This is a genomic window from Erythrobacter sp. 'gip.4 top 5', from assembly GCF_056495765.1.
Map to the genome: position 1 here is coordinate 2,143,480 of NZ_CP200270.1, position 14,996 is coordinate 2,158,475.

Annotated in this window: 19 protein-coding genes and 1 tRNA gene; 14 read left to right on the forward strand and 6 right to left on the reverse strand. The window is 59.4% G+C overall.

Features of this window, described 5'->3' with window-relative positions; translation table 11 throughout:
- Positions 1–46 precede the first annotated feature (46 nt).
- Both ACRANW_RS10335 and ACRANW_RS10340 read left to right on the forward strand, forming a co-directional pair.
- Positions 47–985 carry a tyrosine-type recombinase/integrase gene (locus ACRANW_RS10335; RefSeq protein ID WP_479431711.1) on the forward strand — a complete coding sequence of 313 codons (939 nt, stop codon included), beginning with the start codon at positions 47–49 and terminating at the stop codon, positions 983–985.
- A 3-nt stretch (positions 986–988) separates the two neighbouring features.
- Entirely contained in the window at positions 989–1,132 is a 144-nt protein-coding gene (locus tag ACRANW_RS10340; protein ID WP_479431712.1) for a hypothetical protein, read from the forward strand.
- Between the two features lie 25 nt (positions 1,133–1,157).
- Here ACRANW_RS10340 and ACRANW_RS10345 read toward each other — a convergent pair.
- From ACRANW_RS10345 to ACRANW_RS10355, 3 genes are all read right to left on the reverse strand, one after another.
- Positions 1,158–2,218 (reverse strand): IS630 family transposase gene (locus ACRANW_RS10345; protein ID WP_479431320.1). Its coding sequence is split into 2 segments (ribosomal slippage): positions 1,158–1,726 and positions 1,726–2,218, totalling 1,062 coding nucleotides; the frame shifts between segments, so codons are not numbered across the junction.
- A gap of 70 nt (positions 2,219–2,288) precedes the next feature.
- Complete coding sequence (locus ACRANW_RS10350) at positions 2,289–2,516, reverse strand: PH domain-containing protein (RefSeq protein ID WP_479431713.1); 228 nt, start codon at positions 2,514–2,516, stop codon at positions 2,289–2,291.
- Complete coding sequence (locus ACRANW_RS10355; protein ID WP_479431714.1) at positions 2,464–2,676, reverse strand: PH domain-containing protein; 213 nt, start codon at positions 2,674–2,676, stop codon at positions 2,464–2,466. The genes ACRANW_RS10350 and ACRANW_RS10355 overlap by 53 nt, the downstream gene beginning before the upstream one ends.
- Positions 2,677–2,903: 227 nt before the next feature.
- Between ACRANW_RS10355 and ACRANW_RS10360 the strand changes: the two genes are divergently transcribed.
- From ACRANW_RS10360 to ACRANW_RS10370, 3 genes are all read left to right on the forward strand, one after another.
- Positions 2,904–3,104: a helix-turn-helix transcriptional regulator gene (locus ACRANW_RS10360; protein ID WP_479431715.1), complete on the forward strand. Its 201-nt coding sequence runs from the start codon at positions 2,904–2,906 to the stop codon at positions 3,102–3,104.
- Between the two features lie 291 nt (positions 3,105–3,395).
- Positions 3,396–3,845 (forward strand): bifunctional DNA primase/polymerase, encoded by a 450-nt coding sequence (locus tag ACRANW_RS10365; RefSeq protein ID WP_479433916.1) that lies wholly within the window; start codon positions 3,396–3,398, stop codon positions 3,843–3,845.
- The gene (locus tag ACRANW_RS10370) at positions 3,781–4,419 is read left to right on the forward strand and encodes a hypothetical protein (RefSeq protein ID WP_479431716.1); all 639 of its coding nucleotides are present in this window, start codon (positions 3,781–3,783) and stop codon (positions 4,417–4,419) included. The genes ACRANW_RS10365 and ACRANW_RS10370 overlap by 65 nt, the downstream gene beginning before the upstream one ends.
- A 331-nt stretch (positions 4,420–4,750) precedes the next feature.
- Here ACRANW_RS10370 and ACRANW_RS10375 read toward each other — a convergent pair.
- Positions 4,751–4,840: transfer RNA gene (locus tag ACRANW_RS10375), tRNA-Ser, on the reverse strand.
- Positions 4,841–4,979: 139 nt separating this feature from the next.
- Here ACRANW_RS10375 and ACRANW_RS10380 point away from each other — a divergent pair.
- From ACRANW_RS10380 to mazG, 9 genes are all read left to right on the forward strand, one after another.
- A complete protein-coding gene (locus tag ACRANW_RS10380; RefSeq protein WP_479433917.1) occupies positions 4,980–6,029 on the forward strand; it encodes a lytic murein transglycosylase in 1,050 nt (349 codons plus the stop codon).
- Positions 6,030–6,127: 98 nt separating this feature from the next.
- Positions 6,128–7,255 (forward strand): D-alanyl-D-alanine carboxypeptidase family protein, encoded by a 1,128-nt coding sequence (locus ACRANW_RS10385; RefSeq protein WP_479431717.1) that lies wholly within the window; start codon positions 6,128–6,130, stop codon positions 7,253–7,255.
- Positions 7,256–7,260: 5 nt separating this feature from the next.
- Positions 7,261–7,887 (forward strand): dTMP kinase, encoded by a 627-nt coding sequence (gene tmk / locus ACRANW_RS10390; RefSeq protein ID WP_479433918.1) that lies wholly within the window; start codon positions 7,261–7,263, stop codon positions 7,885–7,887.
- A complete protein-coding gene (locus ACRANW_RS10395) occupies positions 7,884–8,840 on the forward strand; it encodes a DNA polymerase III subunit delta' (protein WP_479431718.1) in 957 nt (318 codons plus the stop codon). The genes tmk and ACRANW_RS10395 overlap by 4 nt, the downstream gene beginning before the upstream one ends.
- Positions 8,833–10,401 carry a methionine--tRNA ligase gene (gene metG / locus ACRANW_RS10400; protein WP_479431719.1) on the forward strand — a complete coding sequence of 523 codons (1,569 nt, stop codon included), beginning with the start codon at positions 8,833–8,835 and terminating at the stop codon, positions 10,399–10,401. Before ACRANW_RS10395 ends, metG begins: the two co-directional genes overlap by 8 nt.
- Positions 10,401–11,177 carry a TatD family hydrolase gene (locus ACRANW_RS10405; protein WP_479431720.1) on the forward strand — a complete coding sequence of 259 codons (777 nt, stop codon included), beginning with the start codon at positions 10,401–10,403 and terminating at the stop codon, positions 11,175–11,177. Before metG ends, ACRANW_RS10405 begins: the two co-directional genes overlap by 1 nt.
- The gene (locus ACRANW_RS10410) at positions 11,174–11,956 is read left to right on the forward strand and encodes an MBL fold metallo-hydrolase (RefSeq protein ID WP_479431721.1); all 783 of its coding nucleotides are present in this window, start codon (positions 11,174–11,176) and stop codon (positions 11,954–11,956) included. Before ACRANW_RS10405 ends, ACRANW_RS10410 begins: the two co-directional genes overlap by 4 nt.
- Complete coding sequence (locus ACRANW_RS10415; protein WP_479431722.1) at positions 11,953–12,150, forward strand: hypothetical protein; 198 nt, start codon at positions 11,953–11,955, stop codon at positions 12,148–12,150. The genes ACRANW_RS10410 and ACRANW_RS10415 overlap by 4 nt, the downstream gene beginning before the upstream one ends.
- Positions 12,151–12,188: 38 nt before the next feature.
- Positions 12,189–12,956 carry a nucleoside triphosphate pyrophosphohydrolase gene (mazG, locus tag ACRANW_RS10420; RefSeq protein WP_479431723.1) on the forward strand — a complete coding sequence of 256 codons (768 nt, stop codon included), beginning with the start codon at positions 12,189–12,191 and terminating at the stop codon, positions 12,954–12,956.
- 4 nt (positions 12,957–12,960) lie between these two features.
- Here the strand turns inward: mazG and hflX are convergent, their stop codons facing one another.
- Positions 12,961–14,283, reverse strand: coding sequence for a GTPase HflX (gene hflX, locus ACRANW_RS10425; RefSeq protein ID WP_479433919.1), 1,323 nt, complete (start codon positions 14,281–14,283; stop codon positions 12,961–12,963).
- Positions 14,280–14,864 carry an RNA chaperone Hfq gene (hfq, locus tag ACRANW_RS10430; RefSeq protein ID WP_479431724.1) on the reverse strand — a complete coding sequence of 195 codons (585 nt, stop codon included), beginning with the start codon at positions 14,862–14,864 and terminating at the stop codon, positions 14,280–14,282. The genes hflX and hfq overlap by 4 nt, the downstream gene beginning before the upstream one ends.
- Positions 14,865–14,996 lie beyond the last annotated feature (132 nt).

The window sequence follows — 14,996 nt, forward strand, 5'->3', positions numbered from 1 at the left end:
CTCGCCCACGTTTTTTGGGCGGGCTGATTCATGAAGTCACGGCACGGTGAAAGCACCATGCCGAAGCGAGCCACAGCAGTGCAAACATGCTAAGAAAGCCCCATTCGACCGCGTGGCCGGACATCATGCTAAGCGCCGCGATTTCCGCATCCGACAAGTCTCCGCGACCCATGACTGCTCCTCAAAAAGCAGTCTTGAATCAGAACAAAGCGGATTTGGGAATCCCTTCTGTCAACACGGCCTAGAGTCCTATGCCTACCCGCTGATTGGCGACAAACTGACGCATGAAATCACGCTGGAGGACGTGAAGGGCGTGCTCCAGCAACCCTACATTCGCGGCGCATATGTTGGCACGCTGTGGGGCGGCGCACGGGAGACTGCATCCTGGCTGCGCAGCCGGATTGAAACGGTCATCAATTCCACCAAGGCGGCGGCAATGGCCGACAACAGCAATCCAGCGCGGCAGGCCTTGTTCGCCAATCATCACAACCCGGCTGAACGTCAGACACTGCGATATTCGGGCTTGAACGGCAAACAGGTCCGCTCGCACTATCGCGCGATGGATTGGAAGGACGTTCCGGCATTCGTGTCCGAACTGGAGGCCAAGCCGGACTATTCAGCGCGGGCGCTTTTGCTGACGATCCTGTGCGACACCCGCACGAGCGAAACCCTAGCGGCGACATGGTTAGAATTTGACTTGGACGCCGCGACGTGGACGATCCCGGCGGAACACATGAAGGCAGGAAAGGAACACCGCGTTCCGCTGTCCCAACATGCGGTGCAATTACTGTGCAGCACACCCCGGCTAGAGGGCAGTTCCTATGTCTTTCCGGGCGCACGCGCAAAGCGTCCGCTGTCGAATATGGCGATGCTGCAAATGCTGCGCGGGATGCGCGGCGATGGGCTGACTGTGCACGGCTTTAGGTCCGCATTCTGCGATTGGATCACGGAAACAACATTGCACCCGGACGCGATTGCAGAATAAGCGTTGGCGCACACGATCGATAACAAAGTGGAGCGGGCATATCGTCGCGGCGACGCATTTGAACGTCGCTGCGGGCAGCAATGGGCAGATTATCTAACAATGGATGCCACATTGTATGCGGCGCAATGGGCAAAACTTATTGCATGAGCCTATTTATACCAAGTCCCATTGATCAGAACCCATGCGCCCATTGGCGCATGCCGATGGACATGATGCGCCAGGGCTGATCGACGAGCTTGTTCCAAGCGAAGCAGCAATGGTCGACGATGTCGTCGTAGGATGAGAAGATGCGGTTGGAGAGCCAGTTGTCGCGCATGAACTGCCAGACGTTTTCGACGGGGTTGAGCTCCGGGCACCTGGGCGGCAGCGGCATGAGAGTGATGTTGGCGGGCACGACCAGTTCCGCCGAGCCATGCCATCCGGCCTGATCGAGGATCAAGACGGCATGCGCCCCCGGCGCGACGTGGAAGGCGATCTCTTCGAGGTGCATGCTCATGGCCTCGCTGTTGCAACGGGGCATGACGATGCCAGCACCCTTGCCCTCGGCGGGACAGATGGCCCCGAAGATCCAGGCTGAGGCCCGGCGCTGGTCTTTGGGCGCACAGGGCCGGGTTCCGCGCTTGGCCCAGCGGCGGGTGAGCTTGGTCTGTTGGCCTATGCGCGCCTCATCTTGCCACCACAGTTCTATCGCGGTGCCGTGCGGCAAGGATAGTCGGATTTTTGCCAACTGGCCTGCGAAGTTTTTTTAAAATCGGCAATGTCATCCGCTTTCTGGCCACGATGACGAGGGCGGGCCGAGAGCTTGCGGAAGCCCAGCGCGCGCATCTCACGGCTCAGCGTCTGTTTGGTAATCGACAGGCCAAACTCATCCCACACCCACTGCGCCAGATCGATGAGACGCCAGCGGACAACCCCGTGCGCCGCAGGAATCGGGCCTGCTTCAACTTGCTGCGCAAGAGCGCGGCGCTGCTCATCGCTCAGAATCGAGACTTTGCCGGGGGCCTTGCGTGACATCAGCCCGTCCGGGCCATCAGCATTGAAGCGGATCACCCAATCCCGCACGACCTGCAGCGTCACGCCAGCCGCTTTGGCCGCTTCGCTCCGGCTGCTGCCGTCCAGGATCAAGCCCAACGCCAACAACCGCCGTACCTGATCCGGATCGTCACATCGTCGGGAAAATCGGCTCAAATCCCGCGAAGTGAAATCTGATCGAACACCAATCGCCGTCGCCATCGCAAGCCTCCTCGTGCTTGCTCCGGTGAATCAGAAAATCAGCGCCTTGGAAATCCCCCATGAGTCAGCCTCATCGGGATTTGGTATTAGTGAGCGCGAATCCTGCAATCATTCTCGATATTTCAATGATGTTAGACCCGCCGGTGAAATCAAACTTCACTTTTCCTAAGCCTGAAAAATACAATTCTAGCTCAGATTCTAGGTCAAACGATCCAGCAGTTTCAACAGAGAATGCAATAATTTTGCTATATGGAAGCGATGAGTAATCTATATTTTTTGCCAGTGATACCTTGAACATTGATAGCAATGATACGCTTATCGGTAAAAACAACCCCGTCACGCATGGCCTTGAACGATCCGATCACAGTTTCATCCGGCAAAAGTAGGTCTCGAACCTTGCTTGCATACTCAGCATTTTCTTTAAGTTTGAATAGCACCCCGTTTTTAAAATCGATCATTTGCACTTCTCCGCTTGAAGACTTTTGACGCCTAACGCATATTCTTGGGCGATGCCACGTTGTTGGCAGGCCTGAGGTCTAATAACCAAAGGCGTTGCAGGTGGATGCCGGAAAAACCGCGGGAAGCCCGGTGGTAGGGTTGGATGACCCTGTGCCGGGGAGGGGCCGGTGCGTTGCAGGTGGATGCCGGACGCTCCCAAAAACATTCCAGCCCATGAGGCCATCCCATGACGACCGACATCACAATTTTGACCGTTGAACAGGCGTGCCGCGATCTAAGCCTGTCCGAACCGACCATGCGCCGCCGAGCTGCATCCGATCCAAGATTCCCGCGAAAGATCAAACTAAGCGCGCGTCGCGTCGGCTATTTGCGTGCGGACATCGAAGCGTATCTGGCGCGGCAGCGCGAAGCGGCGTTGACGGCATAAATCGCCGTAAACCGTCACCATTGGTGAGCGGCATCGTGAAACGTGCACAATTCTTGAATAAAAACAATTGAAACGGCGGAGACTACTTCCGTACGGCCCAAAAAGATGTCCCGCAACGCCGGTCAGGGCGTGCGGAGCGGAACGAGTTACCTCATGGAAAGCGCTACCCAAAATGTGCCGAAAAGACAAGTCATCCCGTCCGGCGTGGAAGCGGCGTTACATGCTGCATCATGCGGCTGACCCGTGTTCCCGATCGTCCCGAACAACGGCACGGGTTACAGCAAAGATTCCATGAATGAGCTGCTAGGCTTGCCAGCCGATGCGCCTGCGGGCGTCCACCATGCCACTACCGACGCTGCGACAATCCGGCGAATGTGGGCCGGTGAGCGGGCTGGCGCATGGATAGGGTTGGCGATGGGGTCCGGTCGCATGGCTATCGATCTGGACGAAAAAAAACGGCAAATCAGATACCGGCACATTGCAAGCGAACGGCTGGATCGTGCCACCAACCGCCACACAGCGCACCAAGTCTGGCGGGTGGCATTGCATCGTGGACCTGATGCCCGGAACACATGCACCGACCGATGGGGACGTGCTGGGGTCCGGTGTGGATCGTCGCGGCGATGGTGGGCACATAGTGCTCTACGATCCGGCGATTTTGACGGCACCCCGCGCGGTGGCCCCCGAATGGTCGCTCACAGGCGGGCGGGCTGGGGCTTCGGAGCGCATCAAGCCGGGTGAGGGCCACCGCGCACAGTCCTATGCTCTGGCACTGGAGGCGTTGCAGACAATCGATCCAGATGCGGACCGTGGCAAGTGGCTACTGGTGAGTGGCGCATTCTACACCGCGTCGGAAGGCCTTGCACCGGACGAACAGCGGCTTGCGGATTGGCAGGCATGGAACGCGCCTCACGGCGAAACGAACGATCCGGCGGCAAACGCTCGCACGTGGTCCAATTTCATAACCGCTGGCACCGGCGGCGATTGGCACACCCTTGCGGAGCTGTCCGATTGCGAAAATGTAAAGGGCTGGCGCTGGTTCGGGGGTATCATGCCACCAATGCCAGCCGGTGCGCGGCCAGTGGGCGCTGCGTTGCCCGTCGCTGCGAATGATGCTGTGTTCGATCCTGCACCGATCACAGATGCAGAATGGGCCGATACCGACGCGCTGACGCCTACCTGCATTGTGACAGATATGTATTTTGCTGATGTAGGCCTGCGGGTCGCACCGGGCGGCGTCGGCAAACAAAAGCCAAATTTAAACAGGCAATGGATCGACTATTTACGACCAACAAAATCGAAAATCGAAATGTAGGGACGGAGAAAACCCCCGGTTGGGTGATTTTTTCGGTCGATTAGAACGCTGAAAACCCCCTCAAAACCCCCGCAAATCCCACTCAAAAACCCTGTGCGCTCTCTCCCCCCATACCCCCTTGGGGATTGGACCGCCCTACCCCCCTAAAATCGGGACATGGTTCAGCCGGGAATGAACCAGACTCAAAACGCCGGGGCTTTTTTCCACCCTAAAAGCACGGTGAAGACGTCACGAAACGTCATAGCCGGTCAAATTTTGGTTATCAGATTGGTTAGCAGTCCAATCCCAAAACTGCAAAAATCCACGGTATTTTGGGGTTTTTTTGCTTGATTGGCGGACAGGGTGGGATTCGAACCCACGGTAGGCTTGCACCTACGGCGGTTTTCAAGACCGCTGCCTTAAACCACTCGGCCACCTGTCCGCGATCGCATCCGGCTTATGTCATGCGCGCATCGTGCATTCACCTGCGACGCTGCGCCCTCTAGCCGAGAGATTTGTTCAAGTCATCCCCCGTTCGGTTGTTGGGAATTCATGTAGAGTATGACATCCGTATGGACATGATGAACCGACTTTTTCCCGCTGCAGCGCTGGTACTCAGCCTGGCCGCAATCTTTGGCGCGCCGCCAGCTGCTGCTCCGGCGGCGGCGGCGCAAGCAAGCGCTGATGGCATTTCCTTTGATGCCTATCTTGAGGTTCTCAAAGCGCGCGCGCTGGGCGAAGGTGTGCGCCCATTTACGGTGGCGCGCATGACCTCAGGGCTGACACCCAATTCTCGCGTAATCGCGCTTGATAACAACCAGCCCGGCAGCGGAACGTCGCGCGGCTATCCGCCGATGTCGAACTACATCGCCACCCATGTCGATGCGTCGCGAATCGGAGGCGGGCGTGCTGTTTACAGCCAGCATCGCGATCTGCTTGCCCGAATCGAAGCGGAATATGGCGTGCCGGGGCCGATCATTGTTGCCATCTTCGGGCATGAAACCAGCTATGGCCGGGTCAAGGGTGACTTCGATCTGGCCCGTAGCCTTGCAACGCTGGCCTGGGAAGGACGGCGGCGCGAGCTGTTTGCAGGCGAATTCGTGGCGCTGATGAAGATCGCGGATCGGGGCTTTGACCGCTCACAACTGGTGGGCAGCTATGCTGGCGCCTTTGGCAATCCGCAGTTTCTGCCCAGCGTCTATCTTCGCCTTGCAACGGACGGTGACGGAGACGGGCGCGCGGACATCTTCTCCAACCGTGCTGACACTTTTGCCTCGATCGCCAATTATTTTCGTGATGCTGGATGGCGTCAGGGGCAGCCTTGGGGTGTTCGCGCAAGCGTCCCTGCGGGCTTTGATGTTTCGGCCTATCGCACCCGGCTGGTGTCACCGGTCTGTCCTCGCGTGCATGAACGCCTGAGCCGCTGGATGACTGTGGCGGAATGGCGCGCAGCGGGCGTCATCGCACAACGCGGTCTGGCCGATGACGTCATGGCCTCATTCTTTCAGCCAGATGGACCTGGCGCACCCGCTTGGCTGGTAACCGGCAATTACCGCGCGATTCTCGAATATAATTGCTCAAGCTATTACGCGATGAGCGTGGGGCTGCTGGCTGACGAAATCGTGAACTGAGACATCGCCATGCCTCGCCAAGCGAGAAGGGGGCAGATATAGGCCGGGCCGTGATACTGCCGCAAATCCTTCGACTATGTGCCCTAACCCTTGCCGCAATGGCGTTGCCTGCGCTTGCGCGGGTGCCGGATCCCGGTGCGGTCCCACCCGCTGTTCCCAGCGCCGCCGAGGCGCCCGTGGCGCTGCTGGTCGATCTTGGCAGTGGACAAGTGCTTCACGCCCGTCGGCCTGATGCGCGCTTCATGCCCGCTTCAGTAACGAAGGTGATGACGCTTTATCTCGCCTTCGAACTGATTGAAGCGGGTCGCCTTGATCCTGCGCAGGTCTTCACGATGAGTCCGAACGTCGCACGCGAATGGCGCCGCCGAGGCTCCACCATGTTTCTGGATCGCGGCGAACAGGTCCGTGTTGATGACCTGCTGCTCGGCATCGCCAATGTTTCGGGCAATGATGCGGCGGCGGTGCTGGCCGAGGGCCAAGCGGGTTCGGTTGCGGCCTGGACGACAGCCATGACCGCCGCAGCGCAGGGTCTCGGAATGACGGGGAGCCATTTCAGCACGCCGAATGGCTGGCCCGACGAGGGGCGCACATTCACCACTGCCAATGATCTGGTGGCCTTGGCGCGGGCGGTGATTACCCGGCACCCGGACAAGTTTGGATATTACATCGGTCGCTCCGGCTTCGATTACAAAGGCATTGCGCAGATCAATCACGATCCGATGATCGGGCGCGTGCCTGGCGCGGACGGGTTCAAAACCGGCTTCACCAACGAATCGGGATTTTCGTACCTTGGCACAGCGCGGCGCGATGGGCAGCGTCTGGTCATGGTGCTGGCCGGTGTGGAAAACGGCCGGCTGCGGGCGCGGCTGGCCAAAGCCTATATCGAGTGGGGCTTCAACGCCTTTGAACGCCGGCGCCTGTTTGCGGCCGGCGCAGTTATCGGCGCAGCGCGAGTGCAGGATGGCAGCGCGCGAAGCGTAAGCTTGAAGGCCGCAGGGCCGGTAGCGATCAACTTGCCAAGCGGAAGTAACGGTGCCTTGACAGCGACGATCCGCTACGAAGGGCCGCTGCGTGCGCCGATCGCGCAAGGACAGCAAATCGCCGTGCTTGAAGTAACGGCCCCCGGTGTCGCGCCCGCGCGTGTACCGCTTTATGCCGCTGAAGCCGTCGGCACTGCGCGCCCGTTCGACCGGATTATCAATGCCATCGCGGCGGTGTTCTCTTGAGCGCCCTGCGCGGCCGATTCATCGCCTTTGAAGGTGGCGAGGGCGCTGGCAAATCGACCCAGGCCCGACTGCTGGCCGAAGCATTAAAGGCACGCGGCTTGACCGTCGTCATAACGCGTGAACCGGGGGGAACGCCAGGTGCCGAAGCGATCCGTGATCTTTTGCTTCATCCGCCGGGGCCGACCGGCTGGCCTGCTTCAGCCGAAGCGCTGCTTTTCGCCGCTGCCCGCGCCGATCATGTCGCGCATCTCATCCGTCCCGCGCTTGACCGCGGCGAATGGGTCATCTGTGATCGCTTTGTCGATTCAAGCCGCGCTTACCAAGGCGCAGCAGGTGGGTTAGGAGATCAGGCGATTACTGCGATCCACGCCTTTGGCAGCGACAGTCTCCGGCCTGATCGGGTGATCCTTCTGGAAGGGGAAGAGACTGTTCTTGCCGACAGACTCGCCAAACGCGGCCAAACGACAGACGCAATCGAAAGACGTTCTGCTGCCTATCATCGCGCCGTCGTCGCGTTCTTCCGCGAACTTGCCGACGCCGATCCGGATGGCTTTTGCCGGGTTGATGGCATAGGCGCACCGGCGCTCGTCCATGAACGCATCCTTGCCGCGCTTGAAAACCTGATTGCATGATCCGCTGGCCCAATCACGAGGAACCTTGGCGCCAATGGCGCGACGCGCTTTCGGGAGAGCGAATGCACCATGGCTGGCTGCTTGCCGGCAAAGCCGGGCTGGGCAAATGCGACTTCGCTCTTGCAGCCGCACACGAACTTGTCGCCGAACCCGGCATCCCAGAGCCCACTGGCGAACATCCCGACATCATTACGCTGACCTACGGGCCCAAGGACGACAAGGGCGAAAAGGCGCAGGCCGATGGCAAGCCGTTCGAGCGTGCGCGCTCGATCCGCATCAAGCAGATCCGTGCGATGCAGCGCCGGCTGATCACCCGCCCAACGCTTGGCAGCCGCCGCGCGATCATTATTGATCCGGCAGACGACATGGAGAAATCCGCCGCCAACGCGCTGCTCAAAAGCCTTGAGGAGCCTCCGGTCGGCACCTTCTTCCTGCTTGTCACACACCGCCCAGCGCGGCTTTTACCAACCATCCGCTCACGCTGCCGCACCTTGCGCTTCCCGGTGCTGACCGAAAGCCAGCTGACTGCGCTTCTGGCGGACGAAGGGCTCGCGCCCGATCCGCAGGCTATTGCCGCGGCTGAAGGTTCCTTTGGTGTAGCCAAGCGGTTCGCCGCCCAAGATCTCGCACCTGTCGCACGCGTGATTTCCGGGCTTCTGCGCGCGGGCGACACAGGGCTTGCAGGGCGAGGTGAGCTCGCTCGTCTCATCGGTTTGCGCGCAGATCGTGATCGCGTGCAGGCCGTGCTCGACCTCGCCCAATCGCTGGTCGCCCGCGCTGCGCGCACATCTGACGATGACAACGCCCGCGTGCGTCTGATCGAAACGCATGGCGCGCTTGTGCGGCTTGCGGCCGAAGCGCCCACTGCCAATTTCGATCCCGGGATGCTTCCCTTCGAGATCGGCAGCTTGCTTGTCGCCGCTGCCCCCGCTAGCGAACCGGCCCATGGCTGAACCCGACAACACCCCTTTCTACATCACCACCGCCATTAGCTACCCCAATGGGCGCCCGCATATTGGCCATGCGTACGAGGCTATCGCTGCCGACGTGATTGCGCGATTTCAACGCCTAAAGGGCCGCCGCGTGCGGTTCCAGACCGGCACGGACGAGCATGGTCTGAAAATGGCGCGTAAGGCCGAGGAGCAGGGCCGCACGCCGTCCGACCTTGCTGACGAAATGTCCGGATATTTCCGAACGATGTGCGACGCGCTTGATATCTCCTATGATCGCTTCATCCGTACGTCGGAACCCGATCATCACCGTGCCAGCCAAGCGATCTGGCAGGCAATGGAGGCTGCAGGCGATCTCTACCTTGGTCGTTACGAAGGGTGGTACTCCGTTCGTGACGAAGCCTATTATGACGCCAGCGAGCTTGTGGAAGGCGAGAGCGGCGAAAAGCTGTCGCCGCAAGGCACGCCGGTCGAATGGACGGTCGAGGAAAGCTGGTTCTTCCGGCTTTCAAAGCATCAGGACCAGCTGCTCGAATTGCTGAAGACACCTGGCTTTCTCGAACCGGCGAGCCGCCGCAACGAGATGGTCGCCTTTGTCGAAGGCGGCTTGCGCGATCTTTCAATCAGCCGCACCAGCTTTAACTGGGGGGTCAAGGTGCCCGGCAGCAATGCCCACGTCATGTATGTGTGGGTCGATGCGCTCACCAATTATCTGACGGGGTTGGGTTATCCCGACGAAATGGGCGATTTTTGGCCGGCCAGCCTGCACCTGATCGGCAAGGACATCGTGCGTTTCCACACGATTTACTGGCCTGCGTTTCTGATGAGCGCCAATTTGCCGCTGCCCAAAAAGGTGTTTGGTCACGGCTTCCTGCTCAACCGCGGCCAGAAGGAATCGAAGTCGCTCGGCAATGTCACCGATCCCCTGGCGCTCGCAGATACCTTCGGCGTGGATGCCTTGCGATATTTCCTGATGCGGGACGTCGCCTTCGGACAGGATGGCAGCTATTCGCCTGAAGCGATTGTTTTGCGGACAAATGCGGAGTTGGCCAACAGTTTCGGCAACCTCGCGCAGCGCACGTTGTCGATGATCGTCAAGAACATGGACGGGACGCTTTCAGCTTTTGAGCAGACCGAAGCGGATACCGCACTTCTCACGACTGTCGCGGTTGCTTGCCGAACAGAACTGCCCCGCGAATTTGAAGCCCTGTCCTTCTCGACCGGGATTGAGGCGTGGTTGCGCGCGGTCTATGCCTGCAACCAATATGTCGACGAACAGGCGCCTTGGGGATTGAAGAAAACCGATCCGGAGCGAATGAAGGCCGTGTTGCAAACGCTGTTCGTGGCGCTGCGCGATCTTGCCATCGCGATCCAGCCTGTTGTGCCGAACAAAGCGGCAGCATTGCTCGATCAGCTTGGTATTCCAGACGACGAACGAGACTACGACGCGTTCAGCGATAGCGATTGGTTTACCCGTCTCGTTGCCCGTAGTTACAGACTTGCCGCGCCGACACCGCTGTTCCCACGCCTCGAATTGCCTGCTGACAAGAGCGAAGCCGCCTGATGCTGGTCGATAGCCACTGCCACCTTGAACACAAAGGCTTGGTCGAAGATCAGGCGAACGTGCTGGACCGCGCGCGGCAAGCGGGGGTGGGGGCATTCCTCAACATTTCGACCCGGCAGAGCGAATGGGATCAGGTGGTTGCGACCGCTGCGCGCGAACCGGACGTGTTCGCCAGTGTCGGCATTCACCCGCACGAAGCCGATGCACACCACGATCTCGGGCGAGCTGCTCTGCTTGAGGCAACGCAGCATCCCCGCGTGATCGCGATTGGTGAGACCGGCCTTGATTACTATTACGACAAGTCGGACAGAGACGTGCAGAAGTCCTTGTTTCGGATGCATATTGATATTGCTCGCGAAACGCAGCTGCCGCTGATTATCCACACCCGCGATGCCGAGGATGATACCCACGCGATCCTCGCCGAGGAAATGGGGAAGGGCGCTTACCCCGCCTTGATCCATTGTTTCACCGCGTCGGCTGAATTTGCCGAAAAGGTCTTGGCGCTGGGTCTCACCATTTCGCTGTCGGGCATCGTAACCTTCAAGAACGCCAAAGCCTTGCAAGAGGTTGCAAAGACCGTTCCTGAGGATCGCTTGCTGGTTGAGACAGACAGCCCCTTTCTGGCGCCGGTCCCGCATCGCGGACGGGTGTGCGAGCCGGCCTATGTCGCTGACACCGCCACGTTCATCGCTGATCTTCGTGGAACAGACGTGGAACATTTAAAGGCGCAAACCACCGCCAATTTCTTCAATCTTTTCAACAAGGCGCGCCTGTGAAGCTGGTCATGCTCGGCTCAGGCACTTCGACAGGGGTGCCGCGGCTGGGTGGGCCCGACGGCGCCGGCGATTGGGGCAACTGCGATCCCGACGAGCCGCGCAACCGCCGCACCCGCGTGTCCATCATGGTCGAAAGCGACGAAGGCAAGCGACTGCTGGTCGATACCTCGTCGGATTGCCGCGCGCAGTTGCTGGCAAATCATGTCGGTCACATCGACGCAGTGTTCTGGACGCATGACCATGCCGATCATTGCCACGGCATCGATGATCTGCGCACCTTGCGCTATGGTCGTGGCGGACCAATTCCGGGTTTTGCCGAGACGGAAACTGTGCGGCGTTTGCGCCAGCGCTTTGGTTATGTCTTTGCAGGGCAAGAAGGCTATCCAACCATCTGCACGCTCGAAACGCTTGACCGGCTGCGAATGATTGCAGGCTTTGGCGTGGACTGGTGCCAGATGGCACATGGTCCGGGTGAAACGACCGCCTATCGCTTCGAAGCGGACGGCAAGAGTATCGGCTATGCCACCGATTTTAGTGCCATTTCCGATGAGATGATCGATCTGTTCCACAACGTCGACATTTTGGTGAGCGATTGCCTCCGACGTGAACCGCATCCAACTCACGCGCATCTGGCGATGGCGATGGAGCTTGGCGAAAAAGCCCGAGCTGATCGTGTGGTCCTGAGCCATCTCGACAAGAGCATGGATTATCGCAAGCTGTGTGAGGAAGTTCCTGCGTTCGTGACCGTTGGCTTCGATGGCCTGGAAATGATGGCATGAGTCCCGAGTTGCTGTTGCCGATCGTGACGAGCCTGGGTTGGCTGATCGTGTGCGTTGCGGCGTTGGCGTCCTACCGATTGCAATGGAGCCGGGTGGCGAAATTGGCGCTGATCTGGCTAACAATCTTTCTGGGGCTGTTTCTCATCGTGGAGTGGTTCTTTGTGGCCCAGGGAACCACGAGCGCTTTGCTCTAAGTTTTACATAATATATATTATCAAACTTGAGGACCGATATGACCGAGACCTCTGAACAGACCCCTATCGACCGCCTGCGCGCCATTATGGCCCAATTACGCGATCCGACCAGCGGGTGCGAATGGGACCTCGCGCAGGACTTCGCTACAATCGCACCCTATACAATCGAAGAAGCCTACGAGGTTGCGGACGCTATCGCGCGCAAGGACATGGGTGACCTTTGTGATGAACTGGGCGACTTGCTGTTCCAGGTCGTGTTCCACGCGCGCATCGCTGAAGAAGCAGGTTTCTTCAGCTTTGACGATGTAGCGGCCGCAATAAACGCCAAGATGATCGCCCGCCACCCACACGTCTTTGGCGACGCCGGAGGAAGGATGGATGAAGCGCGCTGGGAGGATCTCAAAGCCAAGGAACGCGCGGCCAAAGGGACCGAAAGCGCTTTGGAGGGCGTTGCCCTTGCACTTCCCGCCCTGATGCGCGCTGAAAAGCTTCAGAAACGTGCTGCCCGCACAGGGTTCGACTGGCCTGATCCGTCAGGTTCGGAAGCCAAGATAACGGAGGAAACCGAAGAACTTAAAGCCGCAGTTACGAAAGAGCATAAGATCGAGGAAGCTGGCGATCTGCTGTTTGCAGTCGTCAATTTCGTCCGCGCACACGGCATTTCTGCCGAAGACGCCCTTCGCGCCGCAAATGCGAAGTTCGAAAACCGCTTCCGAGGAATGGAAGCACTCGCTGGACCTGCCTTTCCCGCGCTGTCACTGGAGGCCAAGGAAGCGCTTTGGCAACGTGTCAAGAAAGGCGAGTAAACGCCTACGAAAGGCTGGCGAACTGCCCCAGTTCCTTGGGGTTGAGCCGCACAGTCAGACGCCGCATGGGCCCGTCATCACTGAACTCGGCATCGTCTTCGGCCAAGACGTCACCATGCGCGTGCAGCCAGGCGATCCGCCGCCCGTCGCTCACCGGCAGAACAAAACTGACTTCGCGCGCCGCACTGGTGAGCATCCGGGCCAGTTCACTCTCAAGCAAATCAATGCCTGTGCCCGTCACCGCCGAGAGGATCACAGCCCCCTGCCCCTCGGACGCTTCATGCAATTCTGCAAAATCATCCGCGTCCAGAAGGTCGCACTTGTTCCAGACTTCCAGGATTGGAACCATGCTGGTTCCCGTTTCAGCATCGACCACGCCGAGATCGGCCAGCACGTCGAGCACCTGCTTTTTCTGAGCCGCGTGACTGGGGTTCGCCATATCGCGCACGTGGCAGATCACATCGGCAGCGGTCACCTCTTCCAAGGTGGCACGGAACGCTGCTACAAGCTGGGTCGGAAGGTCGGAGATGAAGCCTACGGTATCGGATAGGATCGCCTTTTCAACGCCGGGCAGGCCGATGGCACGCATCGTCGGATCAAGCGTTGCGAACAGCAAGTCCTCCGCCATCACCTCAGCACCGGTCAACCGATTGAATAAGGTCGATTTGCCGGCGTTGGTGTAGCCCACCAGCGCCACCACGGGCCATGGTGCGCGGCCGCGGCGTTCACGGTGAAGCGTGCGGGTTTTTCTGACCTGATCGAGTTCTCGCCGCAGTCGCCCCATGCGCTGGCGGATCATCCGGCGGTCAGCCTCAATCTGGGTTTCCCCCGGACCGCCCAGGAAGCCAAAGCCGCCGCGCTGGCGTTCAAGGTGCGTCCAGCTGCGCACCAATCGGCTCTGCTGGTAATCGAGATGCGCCAGTTCGACCTGAAGGCGCCCTTCAGCCGTGGCCGCGCGTTCGCCAAAGATTTCAAGAATCAGGCCCGTGCGGTCGATCACCTTGCGCTTCAGCCTGTCTTCGAGATTGCGCTGCTGGATTGGCGTAAGCGCGCCATCAACGACAACCAGTTCGACCTCATATTGCTCGCACCACACCGCGATATTTTCGACCTGGCCCGAGCCGAACAAAGTGTTGGGCTGCATCTGGCGCACCGGTAATATCGCCGAATGCGCAATCACAACGCCAATGGCGAGCGCCAGACCTTCGGCTTCGGCAAGACGTTCGCCTGAGTCGAGATCATAACGTAGCGACCGGATGTCCGGGCACAGGACCAGGGCCCGCGCGCCGCGGGTTACCTCGTCTTGAAGATCGCTATCAAAACTCAGTCGTCTGCCCCAAAATCATCGCCATCCTCATCGCCAACGCTAAGGTCGACCGGGCTGGCAGGCTGGATTGTCGAAACCGCGTGCTTGTAAGCAAGTTGCACAGCGCCATCGCGTTCAAGCAACATGCAAAACAGATCAAAGGCCGCAATGCGGCCTTGAAGCATCACCCCGTTCACAAGGAACATGGTGACTTGCACGTTGGCTTCCGCCACGCGGCTGAGAAACACGTCCTGCAACTGCTTTTGCTTGCGGTTACCGGACTGGCTACCGAATTGCGCAGGATCGAGTGCTTGCCCCGGCATGATCGTGCTGATCGCGTGCTTGTAAACCAGCTGGGATTGTCCGTCGCGGCGCAGAAGGATCGAAAAATTGTCAAACCAGGTAATGATCCCCTGCAATTTCACGCCCTTCACCAAAAACATGGTGACGGAAATCTTGTTCTTGCGCAGCAGGTTGAGAAACGCGTCCTGGAGGTTGCCTGCCAAGCGCGGCGCTGATCCGCTGGCATCATTGCCGCCTTGCTCGCTCGGCACAGAGGGCCGCGTAACAGGACGGGGAGAGAGCGTTCGCCCGCTGGACATGGTCGTGGCTCCTTGTTCTTGGCGGCTGGTCTGAGAGCCGCAGGTAGCAGGTCGTCGTAAAAACGAGGCATAACGCCCTACATCGCTCATAATGGCGATTGGACCGCCGGACGACAAGAACTCATTTCACGG

Excerpts from the sequence above, each read along its gene's own strand:
- ACRANW_RS10350 (WP_479431713.1), bottom strand. The coding sequence starts at position 2,516 with ATGTTCAAGGTATCACTGGCAAAAAATATAGATTACTCATCGCTTCCA.
- ACRANW_RS10355 (WP_479431714.1), bottom strand. The coding sequence starts at position 2,676 with ATGATCGATTTTAAAAACGGGGTGCTATTCAAACTTAAAGAAAATGCT.
- ACRANW_RS10360 (WP_479431715.1), top strand. The coding sequence starts at position 2,904 with ATGACGACCGACATCACAATTTTGACCGTTGAACAGGCGTGCCGCGAT.
- ACRANW_RS10365 (WP_479433916.1), top strand. The coding sequence starts at position 3,396 with ATGAATGAGCTGCTAGGCTTGCCAGCCGATGCGCCTGCGGGCGTCCAC.
- ACRANW_RS10380 (WP_479433917.1), top strand. The coding sequence starts at position 4,980 with ATGAACCGACTTTTTCCCGCTGCAGCGCTGGTACTCAGCCTGGCCGCA.
- ACRANW_RS10385 (WP_479431717.1), top strand. The coding sequence starts at position 6,128 with ATGGCGTTGCCTGCGCTTGCGCGGGTGCCGGATCCCGGTGCGGTCCCA.
- ACRANW_RS10395 (WP_479431718.1), top strand. The coding sequence starts at position 7,884 with ATGATCCGCTGGCCCAATCACGAGGAACCTTGGCGCCAATGGCGCGAC.
- metG (WP_479431719.1), top strand. The coding sequence starts at position 8,833 with ATGGCTGAACCCGACAACACCCCTTTCTACATCACCACCGCCATTAGC.
- ACRANW_RS10405 (WP_479431720.1), top strand. The coding sequence starts at position 10,401 with ATGCTGGTCGATAGCCACTGCCACCTTGAACACAAAGGCTTGGTCGAA.
- ACRANW_RS10415 (WP_479431722.1), top strand. The coding sequence starts at position 11,953 with ATGAGTCCCGAGTTGCTGTTGCCGATCGTGACGAGCCTGGGTTGGCTG.
- mazG (WP_479431723.1), top strand. The coding sequence starts at position 12,189 with ATGACCGAGACCTCTGAACAGACCCCTATCGACCGCCTGCGCGCCATT.
- hfq (WP_479431724.1), bottom strand. The coding sequence starts at position 14,864 with ATGTCCAGCGGGCGAACGCTCTCTCCCCGTCCTGTTACGCGGCCCTCT.